The organism is Kitasatospora sp. NPDC087314 (genome assembly GCF_044744365.1).
In the GTDB taxonomy this organism is placed as follows: domain Bacteria; phylum Actinomycetota; class Actinomycetes; order Streptomycetales; family Streptomycetaceae; genus Kitasatospora.
This window is the reverse complement of the sequence record NZ_JBIUYE010000006.1, coordinates 124,407-147,437: the sequence shown is the minus strand read 5'-3', so window position 1 is coordinate 147,437 and position 23,031 is coordinate 124,407. Positions and strand designations below refer to the sequence as shown.

Here is a 23,031-nt window from a genome sequence, read left to right as displayed (position 1 = left end):
CGGGCGTCGGCGGTTGCCGGGGCCGGCCGTCTTCCTCCTGGTGGTGGTGCTCGGGGGCCTGGTGGTGGTGCTCGGCGGTGGGGGTGAGGGGTGCAACGCGGGGGTGCAACAGGGCGTTGCGCTGGGGTGCAACACGGGGCAGTGTTGCGGGTCTGAACAGGCGTTATGTGGCTCGGAGCGGGGCCGGGTGGGTGTGTTGCACTGCCGTGTTGCACCGGCCGCCACTCGGTCCGCCGGCCTCGTGCTCGCTGCCTGCCGCCTGTCCTGTGACAGCGAACCCTGGCCGATTGCCACTGAAGGTTGACCAACGCGGTTTCGTGCCAGTGAAGGTTGATCGCTCTGCGGTTTGTGTCAGCGAAGTTTGACTGGTTCGGGGGCCCGGTGTGTTTGGTCAAGAAGGTCGGCGACAGTTCCGAGATCGCCTGGCACTCTGACGGGCATGGAAGACGAGCCGACTGTCCGGGTGTCCGCTGGTGAGGGCTTGCGGCCGTGTGACTTCTGCGGGCACCCGGTCGCCCTGGACTCCGTCGATGAGTACGACTGTCCGGTATGTGGGGATCCCGAGTCCCGGTGACTCAGGCCGAGGCGGCGGGCGGGAGCTCGCAGAAGGTGCCGCCACCTCGCCTGATGGTGCCGACCGCGACCAGGGCGGCCCGCGCGCGGTGGAGTTCCCTTCCCGCCGTCGTACGGCGGCCGGACACCCCGGACACCCGCTGAGCACGCCGCTTCGCCTCATTCCGACTGCGCGGTAGTCCCCGACGACAACGGCAGGCAGCCGGTCGGCCGTTCACCTGGCCCCGGCGGATGGCGGAAAACGGGACCCCGGCCGTACGTCAGCACCTCGCCGTACGCCGCGAGTCGGATCTTGAGCCCATCCCCGCGCCGTACGTGGTGCGGGTACGGCGGAACGGAGACTGGAGACAATCCGAGACACCGATTCTGCACAGAGGACTGGCATGGTTCTGCGAGACGGGCGAACGATTTCCGCGCTGACGGTCGGGGCGGCGACGGCCGTGCTGGCGGCGCTCACCCCCGCGACGGCGTTCGCCGCGGGCGACCCGCTCCAGCGGTACGCGCGGCAGCAACTCCGTTGGGAGCGTTGCGACGCGGGCCGCCCGGCGGCGTTCGAGTGTGCGAAGGTCACGGTGCCGCTGGACTACGGCGACCCCGCGGGCCGGAAGATCGACATCGCGATATCCCGGGTCAAGGCGGGCAGCGCGAAGGAGCGGCACGGCGTGCTGCTGATGAACCCCGGGGGCCCGGGCGGCCCGGGGCTGACCATGCCCGTGGAGATGGAGCCGCTGCTGTCGGCGCAGGTGCGGGATCGGTTCGACCTGGTCGGGTTCGACCCGCGCGGGGTCGGGCAGAGCTCGCCGATCGGCTGCGACCTGACGGAGGACGAAAGGAGCCTCCAACACCCTTACGCCGCAGGGACGTTCGCGAAGGACGTGGAACGGGCCCGGACGGTGGCCGACAAGTGCCACGCCAAGGCGGGGGACGTGCTGCCGCACATCACCACCCGCAACACGGCGCGGGACATGGACGTCGTCAGGGCGGCGCTGGGGGAGCGGAGGATCTCCTACTTCGGGCACTCCTACGGTACCTACCTGGGCGCCGTCTACACGCAGATGTTCCCCCAGCGCTCGGACCGGTTCGTGCTCGACAGCGCGCTCGACCCGGCGCTCGCGTGGCGCGGGACGCTCCGGGAGGGGGCGGCGGGGGCCGAACTCGCCTTCACCCGGTGGACCGAGTGGGCCGCCGCACGCGACGCCACGTACGGGCTGGGTGCCACCGCGGAGGAGGTCCGCAAGACGTACTGGGACCTGGTCGCCCACGCCGACCGCACGCCCGTCCCGACCGAGGACGGGGCGCTCGACGGCGACGCCATCCGCTCCGGGTACGCCGCGTTCGTCCACCTCGAGGCCGTCACCCCCTGGATCGTCGCGCTGAAGGCCGCGGCCGCGGGCGGCCCGCCCGTACCGGCCGTGCCGGCGGTCGTTCCGTCGGACAACACGACCGCCGCCGTGTGGGCCGTCTTCTGCGGCGACACCCGCAACTGGCCGCGCGACCCCGAGCAGTACCGCCGGGACGCGGTCCGTGACCGGGCCAGGTACCCGCTGGCCGGCGACCTGGGGGCCAACATCCAGCCGTGCGCGTTCTGGAAGTCGGCGGGCGGCGAGTCGGCCACCGTGGTGAACAACGACGTCAACGCGCTGATCGTGCAGAACCAGTGGGACCCGCAGGCGACGCTGGCCATGGCCCAGGGCATGCGGCGGGTCCTGCACGGCGCCCGGATGGTCACGGTGGCCGGCGGCGAGGGCCACGGCGTGGTGGTGGCCGGCCCGTCCTGCGCGGACGGCAGTGTCACGCGCTACCTGACCACGGGCCGGCTGCCCGCGAAGGACCTGACCTGCGGCGGCTAGCTAGTGCAGCAACGCACTGATCCTGCGAGGGTCCCGAGTCTGCGTTCGGGCTGTTCAGTCCTGTGCGTGGAAATGCTGGAGCCATGCGTCCCCCGCCGGGGTGTTCTCGATCCAGCAACGCTGCGCCGCCTCGGTGTGGTCGACGACTAGGTGGGCCGCCAGCTTGAGCGGGCCCGCGGGCGGGCGATCGGCATGCCGGACGATCGCGCCGGGCCGTTCGCCGGCGGCTGGCCCGGCTGGGAGCCGGATCCGTCCTGGCCGCTGCCGACGCTGCCGCCCGGCGCCGATGAAGCGGCCACGTCGGCGACCCCGTACCGGCTGTGACGGGCAACGGCCTCGGGGCCTGCAACCGGGCTAGTGCCTCCACCTTGAAGGCTGTTTGAGTGACTGGATCGTCACCTTTTGTGCGCGGACACGCAACGTGTGGCGCGATGCCGACGTGAAATCCGGGGGTCGGGCTCGGAAAGCGACGCCCGCCCTGGAGTCGTGGACGATTGAAGGGAAGCCCATGGTGCTCCGCGCGCTGGCTGCGACTGGTGTCGCCACATCATTGTTCGGCTCGTCGGTCTTCGGCGGCAGCCCGCCCCCGCCCCCGCCCCCGCCCCCGCCTCCGCCTCCGGACCGGATCGTCATCGACAGCGTGGCGCTCAACGGTTCCGGCTGCCCGGCGGGGACGAGGTCGAGTGGGCCGCAGGCCTCGCCGCGGGTGCGGGCGTCAGTGACGAAGGCGGCGTGGATCCGGCCGATGTCGAGCAGGTGCTCGCGCCCGTGCTGCACCGCCGGGTTCTCCGAGCCGGGCACCGGCGCGGTCGGGCGCAGGGCTTCGGGGAAGGTGGCGGTGACGGCGGAGCCGGCCGCGGTGAGGTGCCAGGCCTTCGCGCGCCCGGCCTGCGGCAGGGTCACGAGCTCCGCCAGGCCCTCGGCCTGGAGCCGGGTCAGCCGCTTCTGGGTCTGCTTGATTCCGGCGGCGCCGCCGTGCAGCTGGTGGAGCTGCTCGGCGGTCGCCAGGGTGAAGCGGTGGAGCGTCACCAGGACGTCGTGGTCGGTCTCCAGGAGTTCCCGCTCCCGGGCGGCCCGGCGGAAGGTGCGCCCGGACGGCGTGTGGCAGGCGGCGGAGATCGGCGTGCCGGTGCTCATGGTGGAGGTCGACTGCTCCCGCCCGGGGGTCAGCGCCAGTCGATCCCGAGTGCGGCGAGCTGGTCGAGCCGCTCCCCGCTGAGCTTGGCCCGGCTGGTCTTGGCGTTGGAGATCCACACGCCCACCCAGCGGCTGTCCGCTGTGAGCAGGCGTACGCCCGCTCACAGGTGCTTGGTACGCGAGCGGTCCTCACCCGTTCGGGCGATAGGCCCTGAAGTGGGCGATTCCTACCTTGTCAGAGGCATATCCCATCGCCTTCGTTCGGGAGGAACCATGTCAACGCTGCGTACCGGCCTCATCGGCATCGCGGCACTGCTGCTCGTGGGCGCCACGACCGCGGCAGCTGCGCAGAGCAACGCGAAGGCGGCCCCGGCCGCACCGGCTGCGGTCAGCGGGATCGCGAAGCTGCACACGATCGTTGACCTGCCGCCCGGCAGGTGGACCGACACGCCGTTGGAGGTCACGCTTCCCCAGGCCGGCACGTATGAGCTCGACGCGGATGTCCGCGGACGCCTCGCGGGCAATCCGTCGCTCAACGTCTACATGAGCGCGCGGCTGTGGAACGTCACGGCCGCCGCCGAGGTACCGGAGAGCGAGCGGCTCGTCTACCAGATCATCGACGGGAACCCGGGCACCGCCCAGGCGGGCGGCAACCAGACCGCGCCGATCAGCGAGCTGATCAGGGTCAGTGGGCCGACAACGATCCGGCTGCAGGCACAGGAGACCAACGCCGTCGGGGCGGCCACCGTCGCACAGGTCTACTCCGACGGCGTTGGCTTCACCGCGCTCCGCTACGACCGGGTCGGCCCCTGATACCGGGCCGTAGCTCGGCCACCAGGCCGTCCGCGACCTCACCCGCGACCTCGACCCTGCCACGCTGCGCCAGGTCATGAGCTGGCTGGAGCGCATCCGTACCGCGGCCCTCGCACTGCGCGGCACCGATCAGGCCCCGCCCGTCCATCCCAGGGTGCGCCGCACTCAGTTCTGACGGACCGCCCGGGCCCCAGGTCCTGCTGCCCTTCCGCTGCGCGCGGCTCAGCCGGTGACCTCCGGCTGGGCCGCGTTGTTCTGTCGACAGCGCCGCTGTCCACAGCCGGCCCCGGCCAGGGTGGCGCCATGACGACGACGAAGAGGACCGCAGCGCCTGCCAGGCCCACGCCGCCGGTAGCCGGGGCAACTGCCTCGGTGGCGTACCTGCGCACCCCCGGCGAGTTCCACACCGTCCACATCCCCGGCGCCTCCAACGCGCCCCTGGACACGCTGCGCGAGTACCGCGCCGAACTGCTCCACCACCTCGACGAGGACACCGTCCTGATCTGCCGTTCCGGCGCCCGCGCCGCCCAGGCCGAGCAGGCCCTCTCCGACGCCGGGCTGCCCAACCTGCGCGTCCTTCAGGGCGGCATGGCCGCCTGGGAGGCAGCCAAGGGCCCGGTGACCCGCGGGGCGGCTCGCTGGGAACTGGAACGCCAGGTGAGGCTGATCGCTGGTTCGATCGTGCTCGTCTCCGGACTGGTCGGCCTCGCGATACCCGGCCTGCACCTGATCGGCACCGCCGTCGGAGCCGGCCTCACCTTCGCCGCCGTCACCAACACCTGCGCGATGGGCATGCTGCTCGCCAAGCTCCCCTACAACCGCGGCCCGCGCACCGACGTCAACTCGGTGATCGCCGCACTCAGGAGCCGTCCGTGATCACCCTCGCCATCGCGGCCTCGCTGCTGATCGGAGTCCTCCTCGGAATCCTGGGCGGCGGCGGATCCATGCTCACCGTCCCGATCCTGGTCTACCTGGCCGGCCAGGACACCAAGCAGGCCATCACCACCTCCCTGTTCGTCGTCGGCGTCACCAGCATCGCCGGCCTGATCTCCCACGCCCGCGCCGGCCGGGTGCGCTGGCGCACCGGAACCCTGTTCGGCCTGGCGGGCATGATCGGCGCCTACGCCGGCGGACGAGCCGCCACGTACATTCCCGACACCGTCCTGCTGATCGCCTTCGCCCTCATGATGCTCGCCACCGCGGCCGCGATGCTCCGCCGCCCCCGCAAGACCCCGGCGCAGGCGCACCGCGAACTCCCGCTCCACCGGCTGCTCCTGCGGGGCCTCGTCGTGGGCGCGGGCACCGGCATCCTCGGCGCCGGCGGCGGCTTCCTCATCGTGCCCGCGCTGGCCCTGCTGGCCGGCCTGCCCATGGGCATCGCGGTGGGTACGTCCCTCCTGGTCATCGCCATGAACTCCTTCGCCGGACTGGCCGGACACATCTCCGGCGCCCACCTCGACTGGAACCTGGCCCTCGCCGTCACCGCCGCCGCGGTCCTCGGCAGCCTCATCGGCGGCCGCTACGCCGGACGCATACCCCAGCACGCCCTGCGCACCGGCTTCGGCTGGTTCGTCGTCGCCATGGGCTGTTCGTCCTCAGCCGCCAGACCGGCCCGGCCGTCCTGGCCGCGGTCCCCGCGATCGCAGCCTGGCCGCTGCTCCAGCGCAGACGCGCCCACCGCACCGAAAACCCACCCGCACAGGGGGCGATGGCGCCCAGCCCGGAACCCGCCACCCGCCACTGACCCCGCATATACCCACTGGGGTATTCTGAAGGACGTAGTCGGCACGAGCCAGGAGGAAACCGGTGCAGGTGGAAGAAGAAGCGGTGAGCGCGGTCCTCAACCGGCTGCGCCGTGCGCAGGGGCAGCTCGCCGGCGTCATCGCCATGATCGAAGCCGGCCGCGACTGCAAGGACGTGGTCACCCAGCTCGCCGCCGTCTCCCGGGCCCTCGACCGGGCCGGCTTCAAGATCGTGGCCAGCGGAATGCGCCAGTGCCGGGCCACCGCGGACGGCGACGCGCCACCGATGTCCGAAGCCGAACTGGAGAGACTCTTCCTCGCCCTCGCCTGACCGAACCCGAGCGGCCCCTCGGCGGTACCCAGCCCGGGCAGGCAGAACAGCGATCAGAAGGGGCGAGGCCGATGGCCTCGCCCCTTCGCACTCCAGAGCTGTCCGCCGGGATCAGCGCCAGTCGAGTCCGAGTTCCGCGAGCTGATCGAGCCGCGCCTCGGCGAGCTTGGCCCGCCGGCTCGTGGTGTTGGACAGCCACACCCCGAGCTTCACCTTCACCGTGCCCTTGCCGCAGCTGTCGGGGATTTCCTCGACGCGGCTTCGGGGCACGGTTGCTGATGGTCGAGGCGGACCGCTCCACGATGGCCCGGCCCGCCCCGGACGACCAGCGCCAGGCCGCCCGCACGTCCAACGCGGCGCTGCGCCCGTGCTGGACCTGTCGGGGCTCGATCGGTGGGAAGGCGGGCTCACCGCTGGAACTCGACGAGAAGGCTGGCCCGGACCGGCTGGAGTGTCCGCAGTGCGCGGCCGACCGGGAGGTGGAGGAGCTGGGCCCGCTGGTGCTGCCGGTGCCGACGAAGCGGGAGCTGGTGGCCGCGCTGGTCTCCGCCCCGGACGATCCGTGGTGGGAGGCGCGGGTGCTCCACGCGAGGCTCTGCCCGGCGAAGGACCGGAAGGCGTGACCTGTTGCACCGGGTGGGCGTGCTTTGGCCTCTCGTGCCGTGTTGTCCGGACCTTTGGTTGGACCTGTTGGGGTGGCGGGTGGGGTGGTGGTCGGCTACTGGCCGTCGGTGACCCGGATGATGGTCTTGCCCCGGGCACGTCGGCCGGGCCCGAAGGTGACGGGGGCTTCCTCCAGCGATCTGACCTCGCCGACGATCGGCCTGAGCCGGCCGTCCCGGACACGCTGGGCTAATTCGGCCAGCCGGGCGCGGTCGGATTCCACGACGAAGAACACCGCCCGGCCGTCCCGTGGCTGTACCGGGGGCGGCGAGGCGATGGTCACCAGCGTGCCTCCGGCCCGTACCAGCGCAACCGACCGCTCCTGGATCTCGCCGCCGATCACATCGAAGACCAGGTCGACCTCGCCGACGTCCTCCAGCCGGTCGGCCTGCAGGTCCACGAATGCATCTATGCCCAGGCCCAGCGCGGTCTCCCGATCGGCGACCCGGCCCGTGCCGACCACCCGGGCCCCGGCCTCCCGCGCGAGCTGCACCGCGATCGACCCCACCCCGCCCGCCGCCCCATGGATCAGGACGGTCTGCCCGGCGGCCAACCGGCCGTGGTCGAACAGGCCCTGCCATGCGGTCAGCCCCGAGATGGGCAGTGCGGCGGCCACCGTGTGGTCGATGTCCGCCGGAAGCGGCGCCAGGTTGCGGGCCTCCACCGCGGTGTACTCGGCCAGTGAACCGTCGCGGGTCCAGTCGGTCAGCCCGAACACCCGCTGGCCCAGCGTGAGGCCGGTAGTGCCGTATCCCAGCTCCGAGACCACCCCCGACAGCTCGTGCCCAGGCACGCTCGGTGTCCGGTCCCGCCCGGCACGGTCGGTCCACGTGCCCGGCCACGCCAGCTCCCCGGGGGTGAACCCGGATGCGTGCACCCGCACGATGACGTCGTTCTCGGCGAGATGGGGGTGGGGAAGCTCGGTCAGGGACATTCCTTCGACGCCGGCGGCGCGGTCCCGGACGGTGATGGCCCGCATACCAGTTCCTCTCCTGTGATGACTGCGGCCCCGCCCCTTGTCCAGTCGGTCGAAGTCAGGCTGCCACACACCCCCGAGACCCGCCTTCCCGCTACGGCAAGCAGACGGAACACCTGCTCCGCCCCCGTACCACCCTGCACAACCCACCCTCGCCAACCCTGCTTCAGCTGCACACGAACCTGCCTGGTCGGAGGACAACTCCGGCTAACTGATCGCCAATCGCGCGGGGCCGAACAGGCCCCGGCTATCTGTCCGTCGTCGGACCGCAGGGTGTGACCTGTTGGTGTTGTGGGGGCGTGGGATGGCCTCGCTTGATGATCGGCGTTCGGTTTTCAGCGGCTCGGCGTGGCTGTTCACCGGGGTGGTCGGGGGTCTTGTCCCTGGTCACGGCCGCCGTCAACCGGGGATGGTGAATGGGGGAGCCGGGTGCGCGGTGAAGTGTTCCGCGGTATCGCGGTGAAGAGCCGGTGCCGATCGTTATCACCGGCCTCGGGGCGTGGCTTGCGGCCGTGGTCCTGGAGCGGGAGCTGAGGATGCTCCAGAGCTTTCTACGGAGTGCTCTGTCTCCCGGAGCCCTGCGAACCGAAGGCCCGGGCCACACAGCGATCTAGAAGATCACCGAAGGCCCGGGCTGAATCGATGTCAGGGGTCGGCAGCGTTCCCGCGTCGTCGATGGTTGCGATGAAGTCGATGTCGGCCCAACCGCCACGGAACAGGACGACCGAGAGCTGTGCGTCGCCGTGGCCTGTGATGAGGATGCCGATCGAGTCGGGTTCGGTCACCGAGGACCGGTCCGTTTCAAGGCGCTGTGGCCACGGCGCGGCCTCGTCACGCCAGGTCACGTGCCCGACTACCAGCCCCCGGCGCTCCCAATCCGTCCTGCGCTCGGCGACTTCGACAGCCGCGTGACCAAGATCGACGATTTGTTCCATGTACAGATCATGACGACCGGCGAGCGCAGCCTCCACCTGTTTCAGCCGGCGGCAGGCACGCCCCACCGTATGACCACACGTTGCAGCGCTCCCAGGTTCCCGACCTGCGGTACGCAGCGCTCCCCGAACTCATCACTCAGCGCCTTCCGTTGTCGAGGACGAAGTCACTGTGCGCGGTGTGCCGGGGGCGTCGGGGCTCGGTGAAAGGCGTGAAACGGCCGGAGGTGCCGGAGTCCGATTCGCGGGAGCTCCTGACTTGAAACCGCGAAGAATTCGCAGAAATCGCCGTCTGGGAAAGTCAGTTGGCCAGGGCGACGGGATTCGAGGCTACGAAGCGCAGCGCCTCGATCACCGGCTGCGCAAAGAAATCTCAGCGGCTTACTCAGTCGCCGCGAAGACGTCCTGGACATACGCTGGTGCTATTGACGGCGGTCATGTGGCCGCCGGACAGGGCGATCTGTCGCCGATGGCATCCTGGCCATCGCATGAGCCAGGCGTGCGGCCCGCTTCCGTGACGGCCGTGGTCCGCGCCGGCACTTGCTGCTGCTTTCTGTGCGACCAGGGGGGTCGCAATGAGAAATCCAACTCGGGTACACCATCGCGCCGCGAACATCTTCGCAACGGCGCTGATGACCGGAGGCATGATGCTGGCGACGGTTGCCACCGCGACCGTCTCCCCTGCGGCGGAGTTTCCCGCCCAGATCAGCTCCGGCGACCAACAGGCCATCCTCTCCGAGACCAACAGCGTTCGCGCCCAGGCCGGCCAGTCAGGTCTGACCTGGGACAGCGGGCTTGCCTCCGCGGCACAGTCCTGGGCTGACAACCCGGCATCCACCGCGGGCGGCTCGTTGCACCACGGGCCGACAAGCAACGCCGCCGAGAACATGTCGAGCGCCGGGCCGAGCCAGGCCACGGGGCAGTGGGCCAGCGAGAAGAGCGCCTACGACTCCGATCCCAACCATGACCCGTACGCCAACCAGACGGGGTACTACCGCTGGGGTCACTACTACAACATGATCAACCCTAGTTACAGCAAGATGGGCTGCGGAGCGAAGAGCGGCGTCACGGTGTGCAGGTACTCGCCCTGAGCCACCCGGCACCTCCGGACGCGGACCGGGTCGTCGCCGTCGACTCCGCCGTCATCCGATCGCTGCTGGCCCGGGCAGCGAGCTCGGGCCAGCCTTCCCCTGACAGGCTGCGCCCCGCGAGAGGTTCGGGTGCGGCGACTCGCAGACTCGGCCGGGGCCCCGCGGCCGTCGCCGTGCTGGACGAAAGCCGTAAGGGCCGCCAGGGGGCCGCGGAAGGCCGTGTGCTGCACTTCGGCTCACCGCGTCGACGCCCGCGTCCTCGCCAAGGCCCTGGCATCCGCTCGGGCCTGCGAGGACGCCGAGTGGCCCGTCACCATCGCCCCCGAGCAGCCGGCGCAGGGCGTGTGCGCCAAGATGCAGGCCGGGGTGCGCCCCGAGGAGACCGGGATCGACCCGCTCAAGGCAGCTGGCGGGCGCATGCGGGTGATCGCCAGCGACGCCTACGGCGATTTCGAGTTCTTCGACGCTTCCCGACGCGGTCCGGAGCGCCGCGAGTTCGCCGTCGCCCTCGGCCGGTTCTAAGGGCTCGCTCCCAAGCGGGTGCCCGTGTGGTCGACACCGGGCTCGCCCCCAAATCCCAACGGCTCGACCAACGCCCTGCGCGGCGATGTCCTCGGCGCGCTCGGCGTCCTCAAGGTCGCTACCGCTGAACGGCGACCGCACGGTGCACTGGTGGCGCCGTACCTGGCCCGGCCACACCCGCGCCGGCTACCCGCCGGTCGCCCTGGTCGTCACCGACGCCGGACCGGTCGCGCTGGCCAACCGGCAGCAGAACGCGGCCGAGCTGTCGGCCGAGGTCTGGGGCGGGCGGTGGTGCACGGTGCGCCGGGACGACAACGACGGGGACGGCTGGCGGGTCTACGACGACGCCGTCCCGGTCGTCGTGACCACCCTGGAGCTGCTGGCCGAGCCCGGCCCGCTCGGCCCCGTCTGGTGGCGCTACGGCCGCCCCGGACGGCACTGTCTGACCGACGCGCTGGACAACCCGGACAACCGCACCGCCTACGACCAGTGCCAGAAGGCCCGCGAGAAGAAGGCCCGCCAGGCCCACCACGAGCTGATGCAGCCCCTGGCCCGCGCCGACTGCGGCCAGGTCCCCAAGCAGAAAGCACCTACGAGTACGGGCTCCACGGACAGTGGACCCGCCGCCCCGGCGGCCACTGCTACCCCTGCCACCACAAGCACGAGGAACGCCAGGAGAAGGCCGCCGCCAAGGCCCTCAAGCGCCTGGAGAAGGCCCGGGAGACCAACGCCGCGCTGCGCCGGTGCTGGACGTGCCGGGGCTCGGTTGGTGGGACGGCGGGCTCACCACTGGAACTCGACGAGAAGGCGGGCCCGGACCGGTTGGAGTGCCCGCAGTGCGTGAGCGACCGGGAGGTGGAGGAGCTGGGCCCGCTGGTGCTGCCCGCCCCGACCAAGCGGGAGTTGGTGGCCGCGATGGTGACCGCGCCGAGCGATCCGTGGTGGGGGGTCCGGCTGCAGCATGCCCGCGACTTTCCGGCTTGATCTGGCCCTCGCGTTCGAGCCGGTCGAACTCGTCCGGGTCGAGGTTGGGCATGAAGGGCAATCTGTTCACATCAAATGCCCTCTCAGTCCAGGGCGGGCCGCACAGCCGGGGTGAGCAGGGCGGTCAGCTGGGAGATGTCGTCGAGGGCTTCGAGGCCGAGGACGGCGTTCTCGATGGCGGCCTGGCGGCCCGGGGAGACCACGGAGTGCGTCAGGCTGCGGTACTTGTCGACGATCTCCGCGTTGGCCAGAAGGCGGTCGCCGGTGCCGCGGGGGTGCCGGACGACCGCCTCGCGGACGCCGCCGTCTTTCAGGGTCAGGCGCAACCGTGTAGTGAGCCTTTCATCGGCCGGGAGCCGGTCGTACGCCTCTTCGTGGCGTGTTTCCGTGCGGTCGATCAGGTTCCACACGTCGTCGCGATTGATCCGTTCCTCGGTGAACTGGCCGATGAGCACGTCCCCGTCGATGAGCGCCACCGCCACCGTGTAGGCCACGTTCATCTGGGCGCCGATCGGCTCGAGCGGTCGGACCGCCCGCCACCCTCCGTGTCCATAGGCGGCTTCCGGTAGGTCGATCTCGATTCGTTCGACCTGGTCGGCCGTCAGCTTGTGCTCCGACCGCAGGTGGAGGGCAGCGTCGATGGCGGCGTGCAGCAGGCCCATGGCGGCGTATGCCTTCACCGCGATGCGCTCGGTCTCCCAGACCGTGCCCAGGCCCGCGGTGATCTGCCCGGCGTCGGGGCTGTGCCCCTCTCCGAAGGTGGACAGGAAGCCGCCGTACTCACGCTCGAAGACCCGCTTGATGCCGACGTAGCCCGACGCGGCGAGCGCGGCCGCGGTCAGGCCGTTGCGCGCGGCGAAGCCGTGCTGCATCCGCTTGACCATCGACTCGAACTGCGCCGACATCAGGCCGCATGACTGGGTGGCGGCCATCCCCAAGGCGTCCTCGAATCCGGCGGCGTCCAGCCCATAGAGCGTCCCGGCAGACACCGCGGCGCTGTGGGTACCGAAGACCACACCCGAATGCCAGCCGCGGGAGATCATCTCCAGGCCCCCCAGGGCCATGCCCACCCGTGGCCCCGTCTCATAGCCGAGGATCGCGCCGAGCAGGAAGCGGGCCCCTGACACCTCACCGACGTGTGGGACCGCCGCGAGCATGGCTGGCACGACCAGCGCGTTGCTGTGCAATGGGGCGAGCGGGTGGTAGTCGTCGAGTTCGAAGCCCTGGATGAAGCTGGAGTTGAGCATCGCCGCCGACGGCGCGCTGGTCGTGAGGGCTCCCCAGCCGATCAGCGCGGCGCTCCCGGCGTTGTCCAGCGCGGTGACCCCCTCGACACCCTTGCGGGAGACAGGAAGCCTGGCTCCGACCAGGGCACAGGCAATACCGTCGAGCAGCAGGTGCTTGGCGCGCTCGCGCACGGAACGCGGCATCTCTCCCAGCGAGGTGCCGGCAAGCCAGGTGGCCAGCCGGCCCGTGGGACCCGTGGGGTCGCCGCCGTCGTTGTCGGCCACCCGATCGGGCCGATCGGGCTTGGGTTCGGAGATACTCATGGGCTTTCTGCACTCCTGCCGTTTCCAGTGCGGTCCTGCGAACGTCGTTGCTGACGGTCGCTCATGGTGACGCAGTGGAAGGCCCTTACATCGGCAGCCCTGTCCACCTGTCGCCTGATTCACTGAGATGCCCGAGTGCATCGCCCTCACCTGCGCCCTCACCTGCGCCTTCGGCCTCGGCGCCTTGCCGATTGCTGCCGACCAAGCGGGAGCTGGTGGCCGCGTTGGTCTCCGCTACCGGTGGTCAACCTGGTTGGTGCCCAGGCTGAGTTCGCGTCAGGCAGTGGTGCCGAACAGATCGGCGAGCAGCCTGGTGCAGGCGGTCAGCTGCGCTACGGTCTGCTCGTCGCCGCCTCCGGGGCGGTGGAGTTCGACGAACGCCCGCGGCCGGAGGCGTTCGGCGCCGGCGCCGGCGGTGCAGGCGAGTTCGGCGGTGGGCCGGTACACCTCGGTGCTGTCGGCGGACAGCTCGGAGGCGGAGGCTGTCGGCGCCGTAGTGCTTGACGATCGCCCTGGTGGTGGGAGCCAGCGCGGGGACAGTGCGGACGGGCGGAGCAGGGCAGGGACGACGGGGAGGAGGCTCTCACCTCGGCCGCCGGCTCCAGGGCACCGACCTGCCTGACGCTCGTCAGGACCAGCAGAGCTCTCACCAGCGCGGTCGCCCACCTCGGGTCGGTGCGTACCTTGCCGAGGACACGCCAGTTCTTCAGGTGGGCGAACCCGTGCTCGACCGGGGCCCGGACAGCCGCCAATGTCTTGTTAGACAGCTTCTGCCCTCGCGTCAGAGGCCGGTTCCGGGCGGTCTTGTAGCCGGTGATCACCGCCGGGTCGGTGTCGGGACCACTGTCGTCGAGCCCGACGAATCCCAGGTCGGCGATCGCGCCGAGCCCGGCCGCCCGCAACTTCTGCGTGAGCTTGTTGTGACGGCAGGCGGTGATCTCCGAGGTCCGCCCGGGGCGGGCCGCCGAGACCCACAGCAGGCGACCTCTTTCGTCGGTGAGTGCGATCACGAGCAGGCCGTGGCATTTGCGCTTGCCGGAGTAGTTCTTCCGGTTCTCCGTCCCGGTGCGGCGTCGGGTGCGGATCAGCGTGCCGTCCAGCAGGACCACCCCGCCGCCCGTTCCGGCGATCTTTTTCAGGGCCCGGTCCAGGCGCGGGGCGCGGGCGGCCAGCAGGCCGACGACTTCTCTGACCCACCGTGCCACGGTGGTGCGGTGTATCCCGTTGCCGCCGTCCAGGTCGCCCGGCCGCTGGTCACAGCGCAGCACCGCCAGCACGATGCCGGCGATCCTCCCCGCGGGCAGGGCCCGCCACCGCGAGCCGATTCTCTTCATGTGTGCGCGTATCAGGTCGGCGAGCCAGTTCAGGGTGGCACTCGACAGCGGCAGGTGGGCGGTGTAGACAAGACCGTCAGGGCCCTCGACGGCATGGTTGTTTTTCTTCACACCAAACTCAACTGCCGGCGGTGGCCGGCTGGTTACGCCGCTTCCGTACCCGTCGCGCGCGGCTACGGGCGTGCGGTGAATCTGCCGTCGGGTCGCTTGTGCAGCCAGCCGCGGTCGGCGAGTTTGGTCAACTTCGCGCGCAGCGGTTCCAGCTTGCCGCGCGCCGTCACCTCCAGGCCCAGCTCCTCGCCGACGCCCCTGACCTGCACCGGTCCGTCGGCGGCCCGGACGATCGCCAGGATCTTGCGGTAGTCGCCGGGTAGGGCGCCCTCGTCGGGAGTCCCGCTGCGGTGCGGGACCAGCAGCACCACCCGCCCCGCCGGGGTGATCTGTCCGGGCTGCCAGGCGCCGTTGGACGCGGCGGAGGCCGGGGCGAACGCGGCGGAGCTTCGGGTCGCGGCCGAGGTCGGTGGCTGGTTCGTCGCGGACCCGGTGGTCTGCATGACCGGCACGATGACCGACCCGGGCGCCGTCCTGTACGGCGACGACCACCTCCGAAGGGTCCTCCGGAGGGTGCTGTCACGTTGACCGATGAGTGAGACGATCTTCGGGTTGGTCGCGGCTGGGAGGTCGTCGTGGGGAGCGTGTCGCCGTCGTACAGAGGCCACCGCTTCCCGGTGGAGGTGATCTCGCACTGCGTGTGGCTGTACTTCCGGTTCCCGCTCAGCTTCCGCGAGGTCGAGGAGCTGATGCTCCAGCGCGGTGTCGTCGTCTCTCACGAGACCGTGCGTCGCTGGTGCCTGAAGTTCGGGCAGGCGTACGCCGACGGCCTGCGCCGCCGACGACCCGCGGCCGGGGACAAATGGCATCTCGACGAGGTCTTCGTCGAGATCAACGGCGAGCGGCGGTACCTGTGGCGCGCGGTCGACCAGCACGGCAACGTCCTGGACATCCTGGTCCAGTCCCGGCGGAACGCGAAGGCCGCCAAGCGCTTCCCGGCCAAGCTGATGAAGAAGCAGCGCCGGGTTCCGCGGGTGCTGGTCACCGACAAGCTGAAGAGCTACGGCGTCGCTCACCGGGAACTGATGGGCTCCGTCGAGCACCGCGCCCACAAGGGATCGAACAACCGGGACGAGAACTCCCACCACCCCACCCGCCAGCGTGAGAGGGCCATGAAGTACTTCCGCTCACCCGGCGCCGCCCAACGGTTCCTGTCCGCGTTCAGCGGCGTCTCCCCCCACTTCCGACCCCGACGACACCTGATGACCGCCGCCGGACACCGCCTCGAAATGACCCTCCGCTTCACCATCTGGGACCACATCACCGGCAGCATCGGCCTGCCCGCCGCAGCCTGAACCAGGACCCGGAACCCGACCCCACCACACCCTGGCGACCCGTCAGACGATCACCCGCCCGTCAACGTGACAACACCCCCGGGAGGAAGGCGCCGGGGCGGAACGCTCGCTGCTGGAGGCCGTGACCGGCGAGTTCGGTGTCCGCCTGCCGCACCACGCGATCATGAACGGGAGGCTGCACACGTTCACCACCCGCTCATGGACGCGACCGCCGGGAAACGGGGAGACCTACGCCGTGATCAGCATGAACCGGGATGTCGCACGCTGACGGACGAAGCACCGCCGGGGCGCCGGGCCGGGGCGCCGGGCGCGTCTCCGCCGCGGCGCGCGGCCCGATGCCCCCGGTGCCCTGCAGGCGGCTCGGTCGGCCGGGGGGCTCAGTTCTTGACGTACCACGGGGTGACGAACCCCTTGTGGGTGCGGTCGCGGGACCAGGTCGTCACGCCGTCGGAACCGAGGGCGTTGATGGTGAAGTTGAGGTCGTTGAGCTTCTTGGTGAACGTCACCTTGCCGGTGAAGTAGCCGCCCAGGGAGTTCCAGCCGCTGTTGGTGGTGCGGAACCAGACGGCGTGGTCGAGGCCGATCACGAAGTCCACCCAGTCGCCGCTGTTCAGCGGCCACAGGCTCTCGCCGTCGCCGTAGGCGCCACCGCAGTAGAAGCTGCCGTTGTCGAAGCCGTGCTTGCTGGTGCAGACCTGGGGGAGGTCGCCGGCCTGCGCGGGGGTGGCGGTCAGTACGGCGGTGGCGGCCAGGGCGAGGGTGGCGAGCGCGGTTGTGGTCTTGTTCACGGGCACCTCTTGTGGGGCGGGACGGGCAGGGGAGGCCGGACGTGGAGGAAGGCCGACAGCCGTTCGCGCCAGGCTTCGATCCCCATCCTCGCGCAGTGACCGACCTTGATCAATCTGGTCCCGTGAGAGTCATCTCTCCCTGGATGTAAGGGAGTTGTCCGGTTGCCGAGTGAACCTTGCGCCCCCTTCAGCCGTTTCCCGTCGGCCGAGGCGCTGCTACGCATCGTGCGTTCGGTGCCCTACGTGCCGGCGGGCGCGATGTACCGACGGCCCCCGCGGCGGGCGGCCCCGCCCGGCCTGCCGCCGGTGTCGGGGCACCGGGTGGGGCGTGTCCGAGGCGGATGCTCGCCTCCGGCCGGCGAAGGGGATGAGGCACTGTATCGGCGGGTCCGTGGCCGGGCGGGCGACCTCGGGGTGTGGTGTGGGCCGTTCGTCAGGGCGCCGTATTCGAGGACCTGCTGATGATGATGTTGTGCAGCGCGTCGTGGAAGAAGTAGACGTGGATGTCGTACTGTCCCTCCACGCCGGTCCAGTCCGCTTCGCTGCCGCCGGGCGCCAGACCCGTCGTGGTGGGGGCTCCGAGCTTCCGGCCCGCCTCGGCCGCCGTATCGGACCAGAGCAGCCCTCCCGGAAGGCGCCCGGTGGACGCGCTGTAGCTGGTGCTGGACTGCGCAAGTCCGATCGACGCCTCGTCGTTGTAAACGTTCACGGCCGTCACTGTGCCGTCCGAGTGGACGGTCGCCTCCCAGCCGCGCGAGAACTCATGAATCCCGGACCCCACCAGGTCGTTGATATAGGGCCTGAAGAGCGGGTCGGTGAAGACGTTCCTTCCGAGAGCCCACTCCCAGACCTCTCCGGCGGGCGAGGCGATGACGGTCGACGGTGTGCCGGAGTCCGAGGACTCCGCCGTCGGCGAGACCCCGCCCGAGGTCAGTGGCCCGGTGCTCGGTGCGGGGGAGGGCTGCGTGCCTGGCGCGGAGGAGGTGCCGCTTCCTGCACCGCTCGAGCATCCGGCGACCACGGCAGCCTGGCCGTCGTCCCGGGCCCGCTCGCCGGGGCCGATTCTGCTCGCCCCCGGCCTGGGCCGTTCGGGCGGTACGCGCCACGGGCAATGGGATGCGGCGCGCACCGCCCGCCCGATCCTGCCAGGGGCCCGCCGCCCACCTCGCACCGGGTGATCTCTCGCCCACTTCGCCTGACGACGCAGCCCGGGTTACTTCGGCACTGCCAGTGTGGGGGTTTGGACGTTCACCCAGGAGGCTCCGCCGTCGACGGAGACGACGCCCCTGCCCGTGATTTGGTCTCCGGGAGACACGTGGACCTCTATGTCGCCGGGGCAACTGCCGAAGGCTCCTGGCGGCGGCGTGCCGCTCCCTTCTGACTGCAGCGTCAGGTTGCACGCACCGGCCTGGTCGCGCACCCACGTCCACGGTGCTCCGTTGATGCTGATGGACGTGGCTATCAGGACGCCGTGTGCGTAGTCCTTGTCCAGGTTCTGCACAGGGACCCGGATCAGGGCGACCGGGTTGCTTGACGTGGCGTCAGGCGCTGCCGACCCAGGGCTGGTGTAGGCCGAGATGCAGGTCTGAACGCCCACTTTCCCTACGTTGGTCAGCTGCCCGTAGGGAGTGGCGCAGTACTCAACGACGTTTGCGGGGACCGCGGCTGACGGTGCCGACGGGGACGCGGCCGAAGCGGCCACGACAGAACTGGCGAGCATGGGGATCACGCCCAGCAGGCTGAGATATTTCCTGCGCATGGGGCCACCTTCTTCAGCGCTGGCCCGCTCCGTGCGGGATATCATCGCGCGGTGCCAGGGCCGGCACTTCCGCGGCGGCGCGGCCTCCTCAGGCGAGGCCGGCTCCCCCCGCACATCGCTGCTCAGCGCTTCGGGATCTGTTGCTCTGCTCCTTCCAGGAGAGCACAGTCGCTCGAATGGGGCATCCCACCGCGACGCCTTCCCCTGTTACTGAAGTTGAATTCGTGATGTCGGTCTGCAGGTCCTGAAGCCGGATCCGCTCCCGCGCGGCCCTCTCGGCGTCGGTCGAACCGCCGCCCTGCGCATACCTCACAGTCCAGGGCCACCGACAGCATCTGCCGGTTGCCAGGCGAACGGCACCGACTCCACCCAATCAAGTTGACCGCATGTCACTCTCCACGACGGCGCTTGTAGTACGCGTACGTCAGAGCCAGGAGAAGAGGGCCCCACAGAATCAGCGGGAGAGTGGCCACTGCCGCGAGGGCCTTCCACCAGCCGCTGGAGTACTCGACGAGGGGGACCCCGCCGATGTGGAGAAAGGCGAGCGGCAGTGGGTCCCACAGCGCGATGAGCGCCAGACCGCCCAAGGCGGCCGGAACGATCGCTGCGAGCGGTGGAATACGTCGGCCGCCGATGATCGGGATCCAGGAAGGAGCGACTTCGCCCCATCCGGCCACCAGGCCGAAGGAGAGGTAGGCGAGCCCCTCGGAGAGAAGGCTGAGCCCGAAGACGTAGAGGATCACCCACCAGTGCCACGTCTTGTGGACGGCGTAGACCTGGCCCATCTCGAAGTCGAACGCGAACGGCAGGCGCCAGAGGCACGATGGCAAAACAGCCAGGGGTATGACCTGGGCGGAGCGGATAGCCCACTTGGGGACCGGCTGCGCGGTGTCACCGACCGTCGGGGACGGATGAAGCGTCTTGAATCGCATGGGCCGATCTTCCTTGCTCGGCGGGCGCAGGGGATCGGCCTGAAGTAGTGTCCGACGGTCACCCTCGCGAGGGGCATCGAGTCCTCCGCTGGAAGGGCGGCCGCGGCTCCGGGCGAGCTTCGATGGCAGGGATGGCTGCTACGAGCCGGGCGAACGGCTGCTTCGCCGACACCAGCCATACCCCGGAAGGCCGACCGACATCACGCTTTCAAGTTCGGTAGCGGTTGGCGGGGCCGGCCGCGCCTGCCTACCTGGCGGACCGATCCCCAGAACGGCCCCAGCAACCCAGGCCCCCCACCAACGCCCCGGTCGGTCTGCCCCACAAAACGCCCGGAGGCCGCCACCCGCAGGTGACGGCCCCCAGCACCCTCCCGACAGCCCACCGCCGGCCCTACGCCCACTCCACGCCGTACTCGGCGAGCTGCGCGAGCTGCCCCGGGGTCAGCTTCGCCCTCCTCGCCTTGGCGTTGTTCAAGAATGAACCCAGCGCCACCTGCTGCACCACGACCTGGTCCTCACCGCCGGGGCCGGCCTCCACGGTCTCCACCGGCTCCTTGTGCGGGCGGGGCACCCGGGGATGCCGCTCCCGTTCCACGAACTGGGCGAGCGCGGCCAGTCCTTGCTGGAACCGGTCGGTGTGGGACATCGTCGGCTTTGCCTCGGCGGCCTGCTTGGCGGCCACCAGCTCGGGGTCTTCCTCGATCCCGATCACCGCGAGTAGGCCCTGCTGGTCCTCCTCCAGATCCGGCAAGGCGGCCCGCTGCGCCTTCACCCAGCGGCCGAGCTGCTCACCCTCGTACACCGTGTCCAGCGGCAGGACGGTCCAGTCGACCAGGCCGTCCGACTCCAGCCACCACTGCCGCGCCACCGCGTACGTGCGCTGCCAGACGATCGGCCAGGCCGGGCACCACCACGGGTCGATCTCCTCCAGCGCGGCCCGCCGCTTCAGGACGTTCCGTCCTCGCAGGTGACGGTCAGCCTGCCGCTCTCGCCGTCGGCCGGCTGGATCGAGGACCAGCGCGTGCGCCTCGATCATGTGCGGCGGGCGTTTGTGGGCTGACTGTCCCGGGGCCGCGCTCGAAGGGAGCGCATTCATCCGCGCAGTTTCCTTTCCCACCTGAACACGGCGCCACCGGTTTGGCACCCCCGAGCATCAGTAGAGCGCCTGAGGCGGGACCGTCCTGCGGCCATGGTGTCGCCGCTCAGCCCGCTCAGGCCGCAGAGGCCTCGGCGTCCGGCCGGGCGGCCTGCTTGAGCCGCATGCTCGCCTCGTGCCGGTTGCCCGCCTTCGCCCGGTGCTCGTGGGCGTACAGCTCGGCGCTGACCGCAGCGAACGCGGAGCACTTCTCCTCGGTCGGGTCGGCGGCCCAGGCGGCCTCGGCGGTGTACCAGCGGCGCTGGAGTTCGAGCAGGTCAGCGGGGAAATCGGTGTCGGACACCGGCCCATCGTAGGTCGCACACCCGTGCGGCCGACGGCACGGCACCGGGCAGCGCCACCGGTTTCGCGCACCGACGCGCGGATCACGCCCACAGGCCATTACGCGGCATGCCCACGGACGGAAGATTCCAGATCAGAGCCCTGGTCATCGCCGCTTTGCTGGGTCTGGCATTCGCGGCACGGCGGCCTCACCGCAGCACCCCACGGCCGCCGTGCAGAGCAGCCGCGCTTCCCGTCGGCGCTGCTGCTCTCCCACCGGCCGGTCCCGGCGGAACGCACCCCCGTCCGCGGCAACGGCTCGCTGCCGCAACTCGGGCGGATACTTCATCGGTGCAGCCATGGCAGAGGCTCCCTTCTCACGACCCATCAGGTCATGTCCGGTAACCTTCCGCACCTCGGGGGAACCTCACCGGCGTCCCAGCCGAAAGCCCCGGCCGCCGCGGAATCCACCGCGGCGGCCGGGGCTCACCCGGCGAGGGAGACGCGACCCGTCAGACGAAAGCCGTCAGACGTAAGCCGTCATCGGACGCGGGCGTCAGGAGGTCACGATCTTGGTCTTCGAGCAGTGGGACGTGACGCCGCCCTTCGTCAGGCAGGCCCACATGATGTACTGATGGCCCTCGGGCAGGTTGCCGCTCTTCCACGCGGTGTAAGGCGAATTGTGGCCGGAGGTGCTGACCACACGTTCGGGGATGCTGCCGTCGGGCGCGCTCAGATGGGCGACGACGCCATATCCGTCGGCGGTGGCGTCGAAGGCGCCGAGGGTGTCTCCCGTCACGCCACAGCCGGGGTTCGCACTCCACTGGGCGCCGCCGGCCCACTTGCCGGCGTCGTTGTAGACCTCGGTGGACGGGTACGCGCAGATCTCGTCCGTCGCGGCGGAAGCCGAGCCGGATGTCGCGGTGGCGAGGCCCCCGGCCATCACGAGACTGGTCAGCGCGACGCCTGCCTTACGAGCAATACGCATGACTACCCCCTGAACACCGCCAGGATTTCCGGCGGCGGCACTCAGTATGGAATACGGGGGCGGAGCAGAGCAATGATCTTTCTGACGGTGGATCAGGGCCGGACGGGCCCTCTAGTGTCTCGTGATCCTGATTGCGTCATTTCGCGTTGTTATTGACGAGTTTCTTCATGTTGGTCTGGACGAGCCGGACCTTGGCGAGAATTTCGTCGGCGGTCGCGGTCCAAACGAGACACGCAAGATTAAGTAACGCTGACAGGATCACGAGACACTACTGAATTTGAATGCGTGATGTCGGGTCTGGTCGTGATCAGCCGTCCATGATCAGACCGGCCTGAGTGAGTGCTCCGTCGATCAGGTGCGGGCGGTACTGGATCTTTTTGAGGCGTCGTTTGACGGCTTTGGCCAGGTGGTCGATGCTGGCGACCGCGAGGTTGCCGATGCCACGTTTGACCAGTGACCAGATGCCTTCCTGAGGGTTTAGAAGCCGTTGTCGTACCGATCATGCTGGGCATTGGTTCGAGTGCGGCCACGCGGCTGAGTGATCTTTCCTCAGGGCATGCATGAAGGCAGGGCCTCCTGCCCAGCTCGGGATTGTCGAAGTCCGAATGAGCTGGCCGGGAGGCCCTTGTGTCGCAGTCTTGCGTTCCAATGCCCATGTCGTCCAACTTGGTTACCCGGTCGTGTGATTGTCTCGCTCACCGGTTCGGGAATGCGGGTGACCGTCCGGACCGTGTGCGCCGCTACGGCGCCGTGCCGGGGCACGAACCTTCGCGGGTTCCGGCTCGTCGTCCGGCCCCGCCTTCGCATCACCCTCAGTACGGCCCGCTGCTGCGGCAGCGGAACCCCCTTTTCCTCGGTCAGGGCCTGTTTGAGCGCGTCCAGGGTCTCCCCGGCGACCGCCAGTCCGGACGACTCGTGGTGGGCCCGCACGATGGTCGAGTCGACGCTGACCAGTTCCAGCCCGACCTTCCCCCGTGAGGCGGCCTCCGCGATCAACGCCTCCATCAGGGCCTGGAAGAAGCCGGAGGCCACCCAACTACGGAACCGGGAGTAGACCGTCGTCCAGGAGTCGTAGCGCTCGGGGATGTCCCGCCAGCCGCTGCCGGTGCGAAACCGCCACAACACGCCGTTGAACCGGTCCCGAACCCGCCGCGGCAAGGGCCCGGTGGCCGCCACCGGCACATGCGGTTCGATCAAGGCCCACTCGGCATCCGTCACATCAAAACGCGCCACGAGCCCGAAT

At 70.1% G+C, this 23,031-nt stretch carries 26 protein-coding genes and 2 pseudogenes; 13 read left to right on the top strand and 15 right to left on the bottom strand.

Annotated features, from left to right (window positions below; genetic code table 11):
* Nucleotides 1–956: 956 nt before the first annotated feature.
* On the top strand, nucleotides 957–2,423 hold the full coding sequence (locus ACIO5E_RS14820) for an alpha/beta hydrolase (protein ID WP_400667331.1): 1,467 nt from the start codon (nucleotides 957–959) through the stop codon (nucleotides 2,421–2,423).
* Nucleotides 2,424–2,615: 192 nt separating this feature from the next.
* Nucleotides 2,616–2,747: a hypothetical protein gene (locus ACIO5E_RS14815; protein WP_400667329.1), complete on the top strand. Its 132-nt coding sequence runs from the start codon at nucleotides 2,616–2,618 to the stop codon at nucleotides 2,745–2,747.
* Between the two features lie 30 nt (nucleotides 2,748–2,777).
* Here the strand turns inward: ACIO5E_RS14815 and ACIO5E_RS14810 are convergent, their stop codons facing one another.
* Nucleotides 2,778–3,560 carry a replication-relaxation family protein gene (locus tag ACIO5E_RS14810; RefSeq protein ID WP_400667327.1) on the bottom strand — a complete coding sequence of 261 codons (783 nt, stop codon included), beginning with the start codon at nucleotides 3,558–3,560 and terminating at the stop codon, nucleotides 2,778–2,780.
* 273 nt (nucleotides 3,561–3,833) lie between these two features.
* On the opposite strand from ACIO5E_RS14810, the gene ACIO5E_RS14805 reads away from it, so the two are divergent.
* From ACIO5E_RS14805 to ACIO5E_RS14790, 4 genes and pseudogenes are all read left to right on the top strand, one after another.
* Nucleotides 3,834–4,373 (top strand): hypothetical protein, encoded by a 540-nt coding sequence (locus ACIO5E_RS14805; protein ID WP_280685134.1) that lies wholly within the window; start codon nucleotides 3,834–3,836, stop codon nucleotides 4,371–4,373.
* Between the two features lie 381 nt (nucleotides 4,374–4,754).
* A complete protein-coding gene (locus ACIO5E_RS14800; protein ID WP_400667934.1) occupies nucleotides 4,755–5,249 on the top strand; it encodes a rhodanese-like domain-containing protein in 495 nt (164 codons plus the stop codon).
* A 68-nt stretch (nucleotides 5,250–5,317) separates the two neighbouring features.
* Nucleotides 5,318–5,902 (top strand): annotated as a pseudogene (locus ACIO5E_RS14795) (sulfite exporter TauE/SafE family protein); the annotation flags it as partial.
* 277 nt (nucleotides 5,903–6,179) lie between these two features.
* Nucleotides 6,180–6,446: a metal-sensitive transcriptional regulator gene (locus ACIO5E_RS14790; RefSeq protein WP_400667324.1), complete on the top strand. Its 267-nt coding sequence runs from the start codon at nucleotides 6,180–6,182 to the stop codon at nucleotides 6,444–6,446.
* 111 nt (nucleotides 6,447–6,557) lie between these two features.
* Here the strand turns inward: ACIO5E_RS14790 and ACIO5E_RS14785 are convergent, their stop codons facing one another.
* Complete coding sequence (locus ACIO5E_RS14785; RefSeq protein WP_280685128.1) at nucleotides 6,558–6,716, bottom strand: hypothetical protein; 159 nt, start codon at nucleotides 6,714–6,716, stop codon at nucleotides 6,558–6,560.
* Nucleotides 6,717–6,724: 8 nt separating this feature from the next.
* On the opposite strand from ACIO5E_RS14785, the gene ACIO5E_RS14780 reads away from it, so the two are divergent.
* Nucleotides 6,725–7,069, top strand: coding sequence for a hypothetical protein (locus ACIO5E_RS14780; protein WP_400667953.1), 345 nt, complete (start codon nucleotides 6,725–6,727; stop codon nucleotides 7,067–7,069).
* 95 nt (nucleotides 7,070–7,164) lie between these two features.
* Here the strand turns inward: ACIO5E_RS14780 and ACIO5E_RS14775 are convergent, their stop codons facing one another.
* Nucleotides 7,165–8,088: an NADP-dependent oxidoreductase gene (locus tag ACIO5E_RS14775; RefSeq protein ID WP_400667322.1), complete on the bottom strand. Its 924-nt coding sequence runs from the start codon at nucleotides 8,086–8,088 to the stop codon at nucleotides 7,165–7,167.
* A 548-nt stretch (nucleotides 8,089–8,636) separates the two neighbouring features.
* Nucleotides 8,637–9,020, bottom strand: a complete 384-nt coding sequence (locus tag ACIO5E_RS14770; protein WP_400667320.1) for a hypothetical protein — start codon at nucleotides 9,018–9,020, stop codon at nucleotides 8,637–8,639.
* 572 nt (nucleotides 9,021–9,592) lie between these two features.
* On the opposite strand from ACIO5E_RS14770, the gene ACIO5E_RS14765 reads away from it, so the two are divergent.
* From ACIO5E_RS14765 to ACIO5E_RS14750, 4 genes are all read left to right on the top strand, one after another.
* The gene (locus tag ACIO5E_RS14765; protein ID WP_400667318.1) at nucleotides 9,593–10,108 is read left to right on the top strand and encodes a CAP domain-containing protein; all 516 of its coding nucleotides are present in this window, start codon (nucleotides 9,593–9,595) and stop codon (nucleotides 10,106–10,108) included.
* Between the two features lie 219 nt (nucleotides 10,109–10,327).
* Nucleotides 10,328–10,630, top strand: a complete 303-nt coding sequence (locus ACIO5E_RS14760; RefSeq protein ID WP_400667316.1) for a hypothetical protein — start codon at nucleotides 10,328–10,330, stop codon at nucleotides 10,628–10,630.
* Between the two features lie 85 nt (nucleotides 10,631–10,715).
* Nucleotides 10,716–11,474, top strand: coding sequence for a hypothetical protein (locus tag ACIO5E_RS14755; protein WP_400667314.1), 759 nt, complete (start codon nucleotides 10,716–10,718; stop codon nucleotides 11,472–11,474).
* Nucleotides 11,471–11,614 (top strand): hypothetical protein, encoded by a 144-nt coding sequence (locus ACIO5E_RS14750; protein ID WP_400667312.1) that lies wholly within the window; start codon nucleotides 11,471–11,473, stop codon nucleotides 11,612–11,614. The genes ACIO5E_RS14755 and ACIO5E_RS14750 overlap by 4 nt, the downstream gene beginning before the upstream one ends.
* Nucleotides 11,615–11,697: 83 nt before the next feature.
* On the opposite strand, the gene ACIO5E_RS14745 is transcribed toward ACIO5E_RS14750, so the two are convergent.
* From ACIO5E_RS14745 to ACIO5E_RS14735, 3 genes and pseudogenes are all read right to left on the bottom strand, one after another.
* On the bottom strand, nucleotides 11,698–13,164 hold the full coding sequence (locus ACIO5E_RS14745) for an MmgE/PrpD family protein (RefSeq protein ID WP_400667310.1): 1,467 nt from the start codon (nucleotides 13,162–13,164) through the stop codon (nucleotides 11,698–11,700).
* A 620-nt stretch (nucleotides 13,165–13,784) separates the two neighbouring features.
* A pseudogene (locus tag ACIO5E_RS14740) lies at nucleotides 13,785–14,609 on the bottom strand (transposase family protein); the annotation flags it as partial.
* 62 nt (nucleotides 14,610–14,671) lie between these two features.
* Nucleotides 14,672–15,052 (bottom strand): hypothetical protein, encoded by a 381-nt coding sequence (locus ACIO5E_RS14735; protein WP_400667308.1) that lies wholly within the window; start codon nucleotides 15,050–15,052, stop codon nucleotides 14,672–14,674.
* A gap of 132 nt (nucleotides 15,053–15,184) precedes the next feature.
* Between ACIO5E_RS14735 and ACIO5E_RS14730 the strand changes: the two genes are divergently transcribed.
* The gene (locus ACIO5E_RS14730; RefSeq protein ID WP_400667306.1) at nucleotides 15,185–15,904 is read left to right on the top strand and encodes an IS6 family transposase; all 720 of its coding nucleotides are present in this window, start codon (nucleotides 15,185–15,187) and stop codon (nucleotides 15,902–15,904) included.
* Between the two features lie 377 nt (nucleotides 15,905–16,281).
* Here the strand turns inward: ACIO5E_RS14730 and ACIO5E_RS14725 are convergent, their stop codons facing one another.
* The 5 genes from ACIO5E_RS14725 to ACIO5E_RS14705 all read right to left on the bottom strand — a co-directional run bounded on the left by ACIO5E_RS14725 (nucleotide 16,282) and on the right by ACIO5E_RS14705 (nucleotide 20,029).
* The gene (locus ACIO5E_RS14725) at nucleotides 16,282–16,692 is read right to left on the bottom strand and encodes a hypothetical protein (protein WP_400667304.1); all 411 of its coding nucleotides are present in this window, start codon (nucleotides 16,690–16,692) and stop codon (nucleotides 16,282–16,284) included.
* Nucleotides 16,693–17,125: 433 nt separating this feature from the next.
* The gene (locus ACIO5E_RS14720; protein ID WP_400667302.1) at nucleotides 17,126–17,401 is read right to left on the bottom strand and encodes a hypothetical protein; all 276 of its coding nucleotides are present in this window, start codon (nucleotides 17,399–17,401) and stop codon (nucleotides 17,126–17,128) included.
* 504 nt (nucleotides 17,402–17,905) lie between these two features.
* A complete protein-coding gene (locus ACIO5E_RS14715; protein WP_400667300.1) occupies nucleotides 17,906–18,451 on the bottom strand; it encodes a hypothetical protein in 546 nt (181 codons plus the stop codon).
* Between the two features lie 389 nt (nucleotides 18,452–18,840).
* Nucleotides 18,841–19,383, bottom strand: a complete 543-nt coding sequence (locus tag ACIO5E_RS14710) for a hypothetical protein (RefSeq protein ID WP_400667298.1) — start codon at nucleotides 19,381–19,383, stop codon at nucleotides 18,841–18,843.
* 391 nt (nucleotides 19,384–19,774) lie between these two features.
* A complete protein-coding gene (locus tag ACIO5E_RS14705; protein WP_400667932.1) occupies nucleotides 19,775–20,029 on the bottom strand; it encodes a Helicase associated domain protein in 255 nt (84 codons plus the stop codon).
* A 321-nt stretch (nucleotides 20,030–20,350) separates the two neighbouring features.
* Here ACIO5E_RS14705 and ACIO5E_RS14700 point away from each other — a divergent pair, with 321 nt between their 5' ends.
* The gene (locus tag ACIO5E_RS14700; RefSeq protein ID WP_400667296.1) at nucleotides 20,351–20,443 is read left to right on the top strand and encodes a hypothetical protein; all 93 of its coding nucleotides are present in this window, start codon (nucleotides 20,351–20,353) and stop codon (nucleotides 20,441–20,443) included.
* Between the two features lie 151 nt (nucleotides 20,444–20,594).
* On the opposite strand, the gene ACIO5E_RS14695 is transcribed toward ACIO5E_RS14700, so the two are convergent.
* The 3 genes from ACIO5E_RS14695 to ACIO5E_RS14685 form a co-directional block, all read right to left on the bottom strand.
* The gene (locus ACIO5E_RS14695) at nucleotides 20,595–20,822 is read right to left on the bottom strand and encodes a hypothetical protein (RefSeq protein WP_400667294.1); all 228 of its coding nucleotides are present in this window, start codon (nucleotides 20,820–20,822) and stop codon (nucleotides 20,595–20,597) included.
* Nucleotides 20,823–21,356: 534 nt separating this feature from the next.
* On the bottom strand, nucleotides 21,357–21,788 hold the full coding sequence (locus ACIO5E_RS14690; RefSeq protein WP_400667292.1) for a hypothetical protein: 432 nt from the start codon (nucleotides 21,786–21,788) through the stop codon (nucleotides 21,357–21,359).
* Nucleotides 21,789–22,337: 549 nt separating this feature from the next.
* The coding region (locus tag ACIO5E_RS14685; RefSeq protein ID WP_400667291.1) for a transposase at nucleotides 22,338–23,031 on the bottom strand (694 nt) is incomplete at its 5' end.

Coding starts and splice junctions, on each gene's coding strand:
- ACIO5E_RS14820 (WP_400667331.1), top strand. CDS start 957: ATGGTTCTGCGAGACGGGCGAACGATTTCCGCGCTGACGGTCGGGGCG.
- ACIO5E_RS14815 (WP_400667329.1), top strand. CDS start 2,616: ATGCCGGACGATCGCGCCGGGCCGTTCGCCGGCGGCTGGCCCGGCTGG.
- ACIO5E_RS14810 (WP_400667327.1), bottom strand. CDS start 3,560: ATGAGCACCGGCACGCCGATCTCCGCCGCCTGCCACACGCCGTCCGGG.
- ACIO5E_RS14805 (WP_280685134.1), top strand. CDS start 3,834: ATGTCAACGCTGCGTACCGGCCTCATCGGCATCGCGGCACTGCTGCTC.
- ACIO5E_RS14780 (WP_400667953.1), top strand. CDS start 6,725: ATGGTCGAGGCGGACCGCTCCACGATGGCCCGGCCCGCCCCGGACGAC.
- ACIO5E_RS14775 (WP_400667322.1), bottom strand. CDS start 8,088: ATGCGGGCCATCACCGTCCGGGACCGCGCCGCCGGCGTCGAAGGAATG.
- ACIO5E_RS14770 (WP_400667320.1), bottom strand. CDS start 9,020: ATGGAACAAATCGTCGATCTTGGTCACGCGGCTGTCGAAGTCGCCGAG.
- ACIO5E_RS14765 (WP_400667318.1), top strand. CDS start 9,593: ATGAGAAATCCAACTCGGGTACACCATCGCGCCGCGAACATCTTCGCA.
- ACIO5E_RS14755 (WP_400667314.1), top strand. CDS start 10,716: ATGTCCTCGGCGCGCTCGGCGTCCTCAAGGTCGCTACCGCTGAACGGC.
- ACIO5E_RS14745 (WP_400667310.1), bottom strand. CDS start 13,164: ATGAGTATCTCCGAACCCAAGCCCGATCGGCCCGATCGGGTGGCCGAC.
- ACIO5E_RS14735 (WP_400667308.1), bottom strand. CDS start 15,052: ATGCAGACCACCGGGTCCGCGACGAACCAGCCACCGACCTCGGCCGCG.
- ACIO5E_RS14715 (WP_400667300.1), bottom strand. CDS start 18,451: ATGCGCAGGAAATATCTCAGCCTGCTGGGCGTGATCCCCATGCTCGCC.
- ACIO5E_RS14710 (WP_400667298.1), bottom strand. CDS start 19,383: ATGCGATTCAAGACGCTTCATCCGTCCCCGACGGTCGGTGACACCGCG.
- ACIO5E_RS14705 (WP_400667932.1), bottom strand. CDS start 20,029: ATGTCCCACACCGACCGGTTCCAGCAAGGACTGGCCGCGCTCGCCCAG.
- ACIO5E_RS14690 (WP_400667292.1), bottom strand. CDS start 21,788: ATGCGTATTGCTCGTAAGGCAGGCGTCGCGCTGACCAGTCTCGTGATG.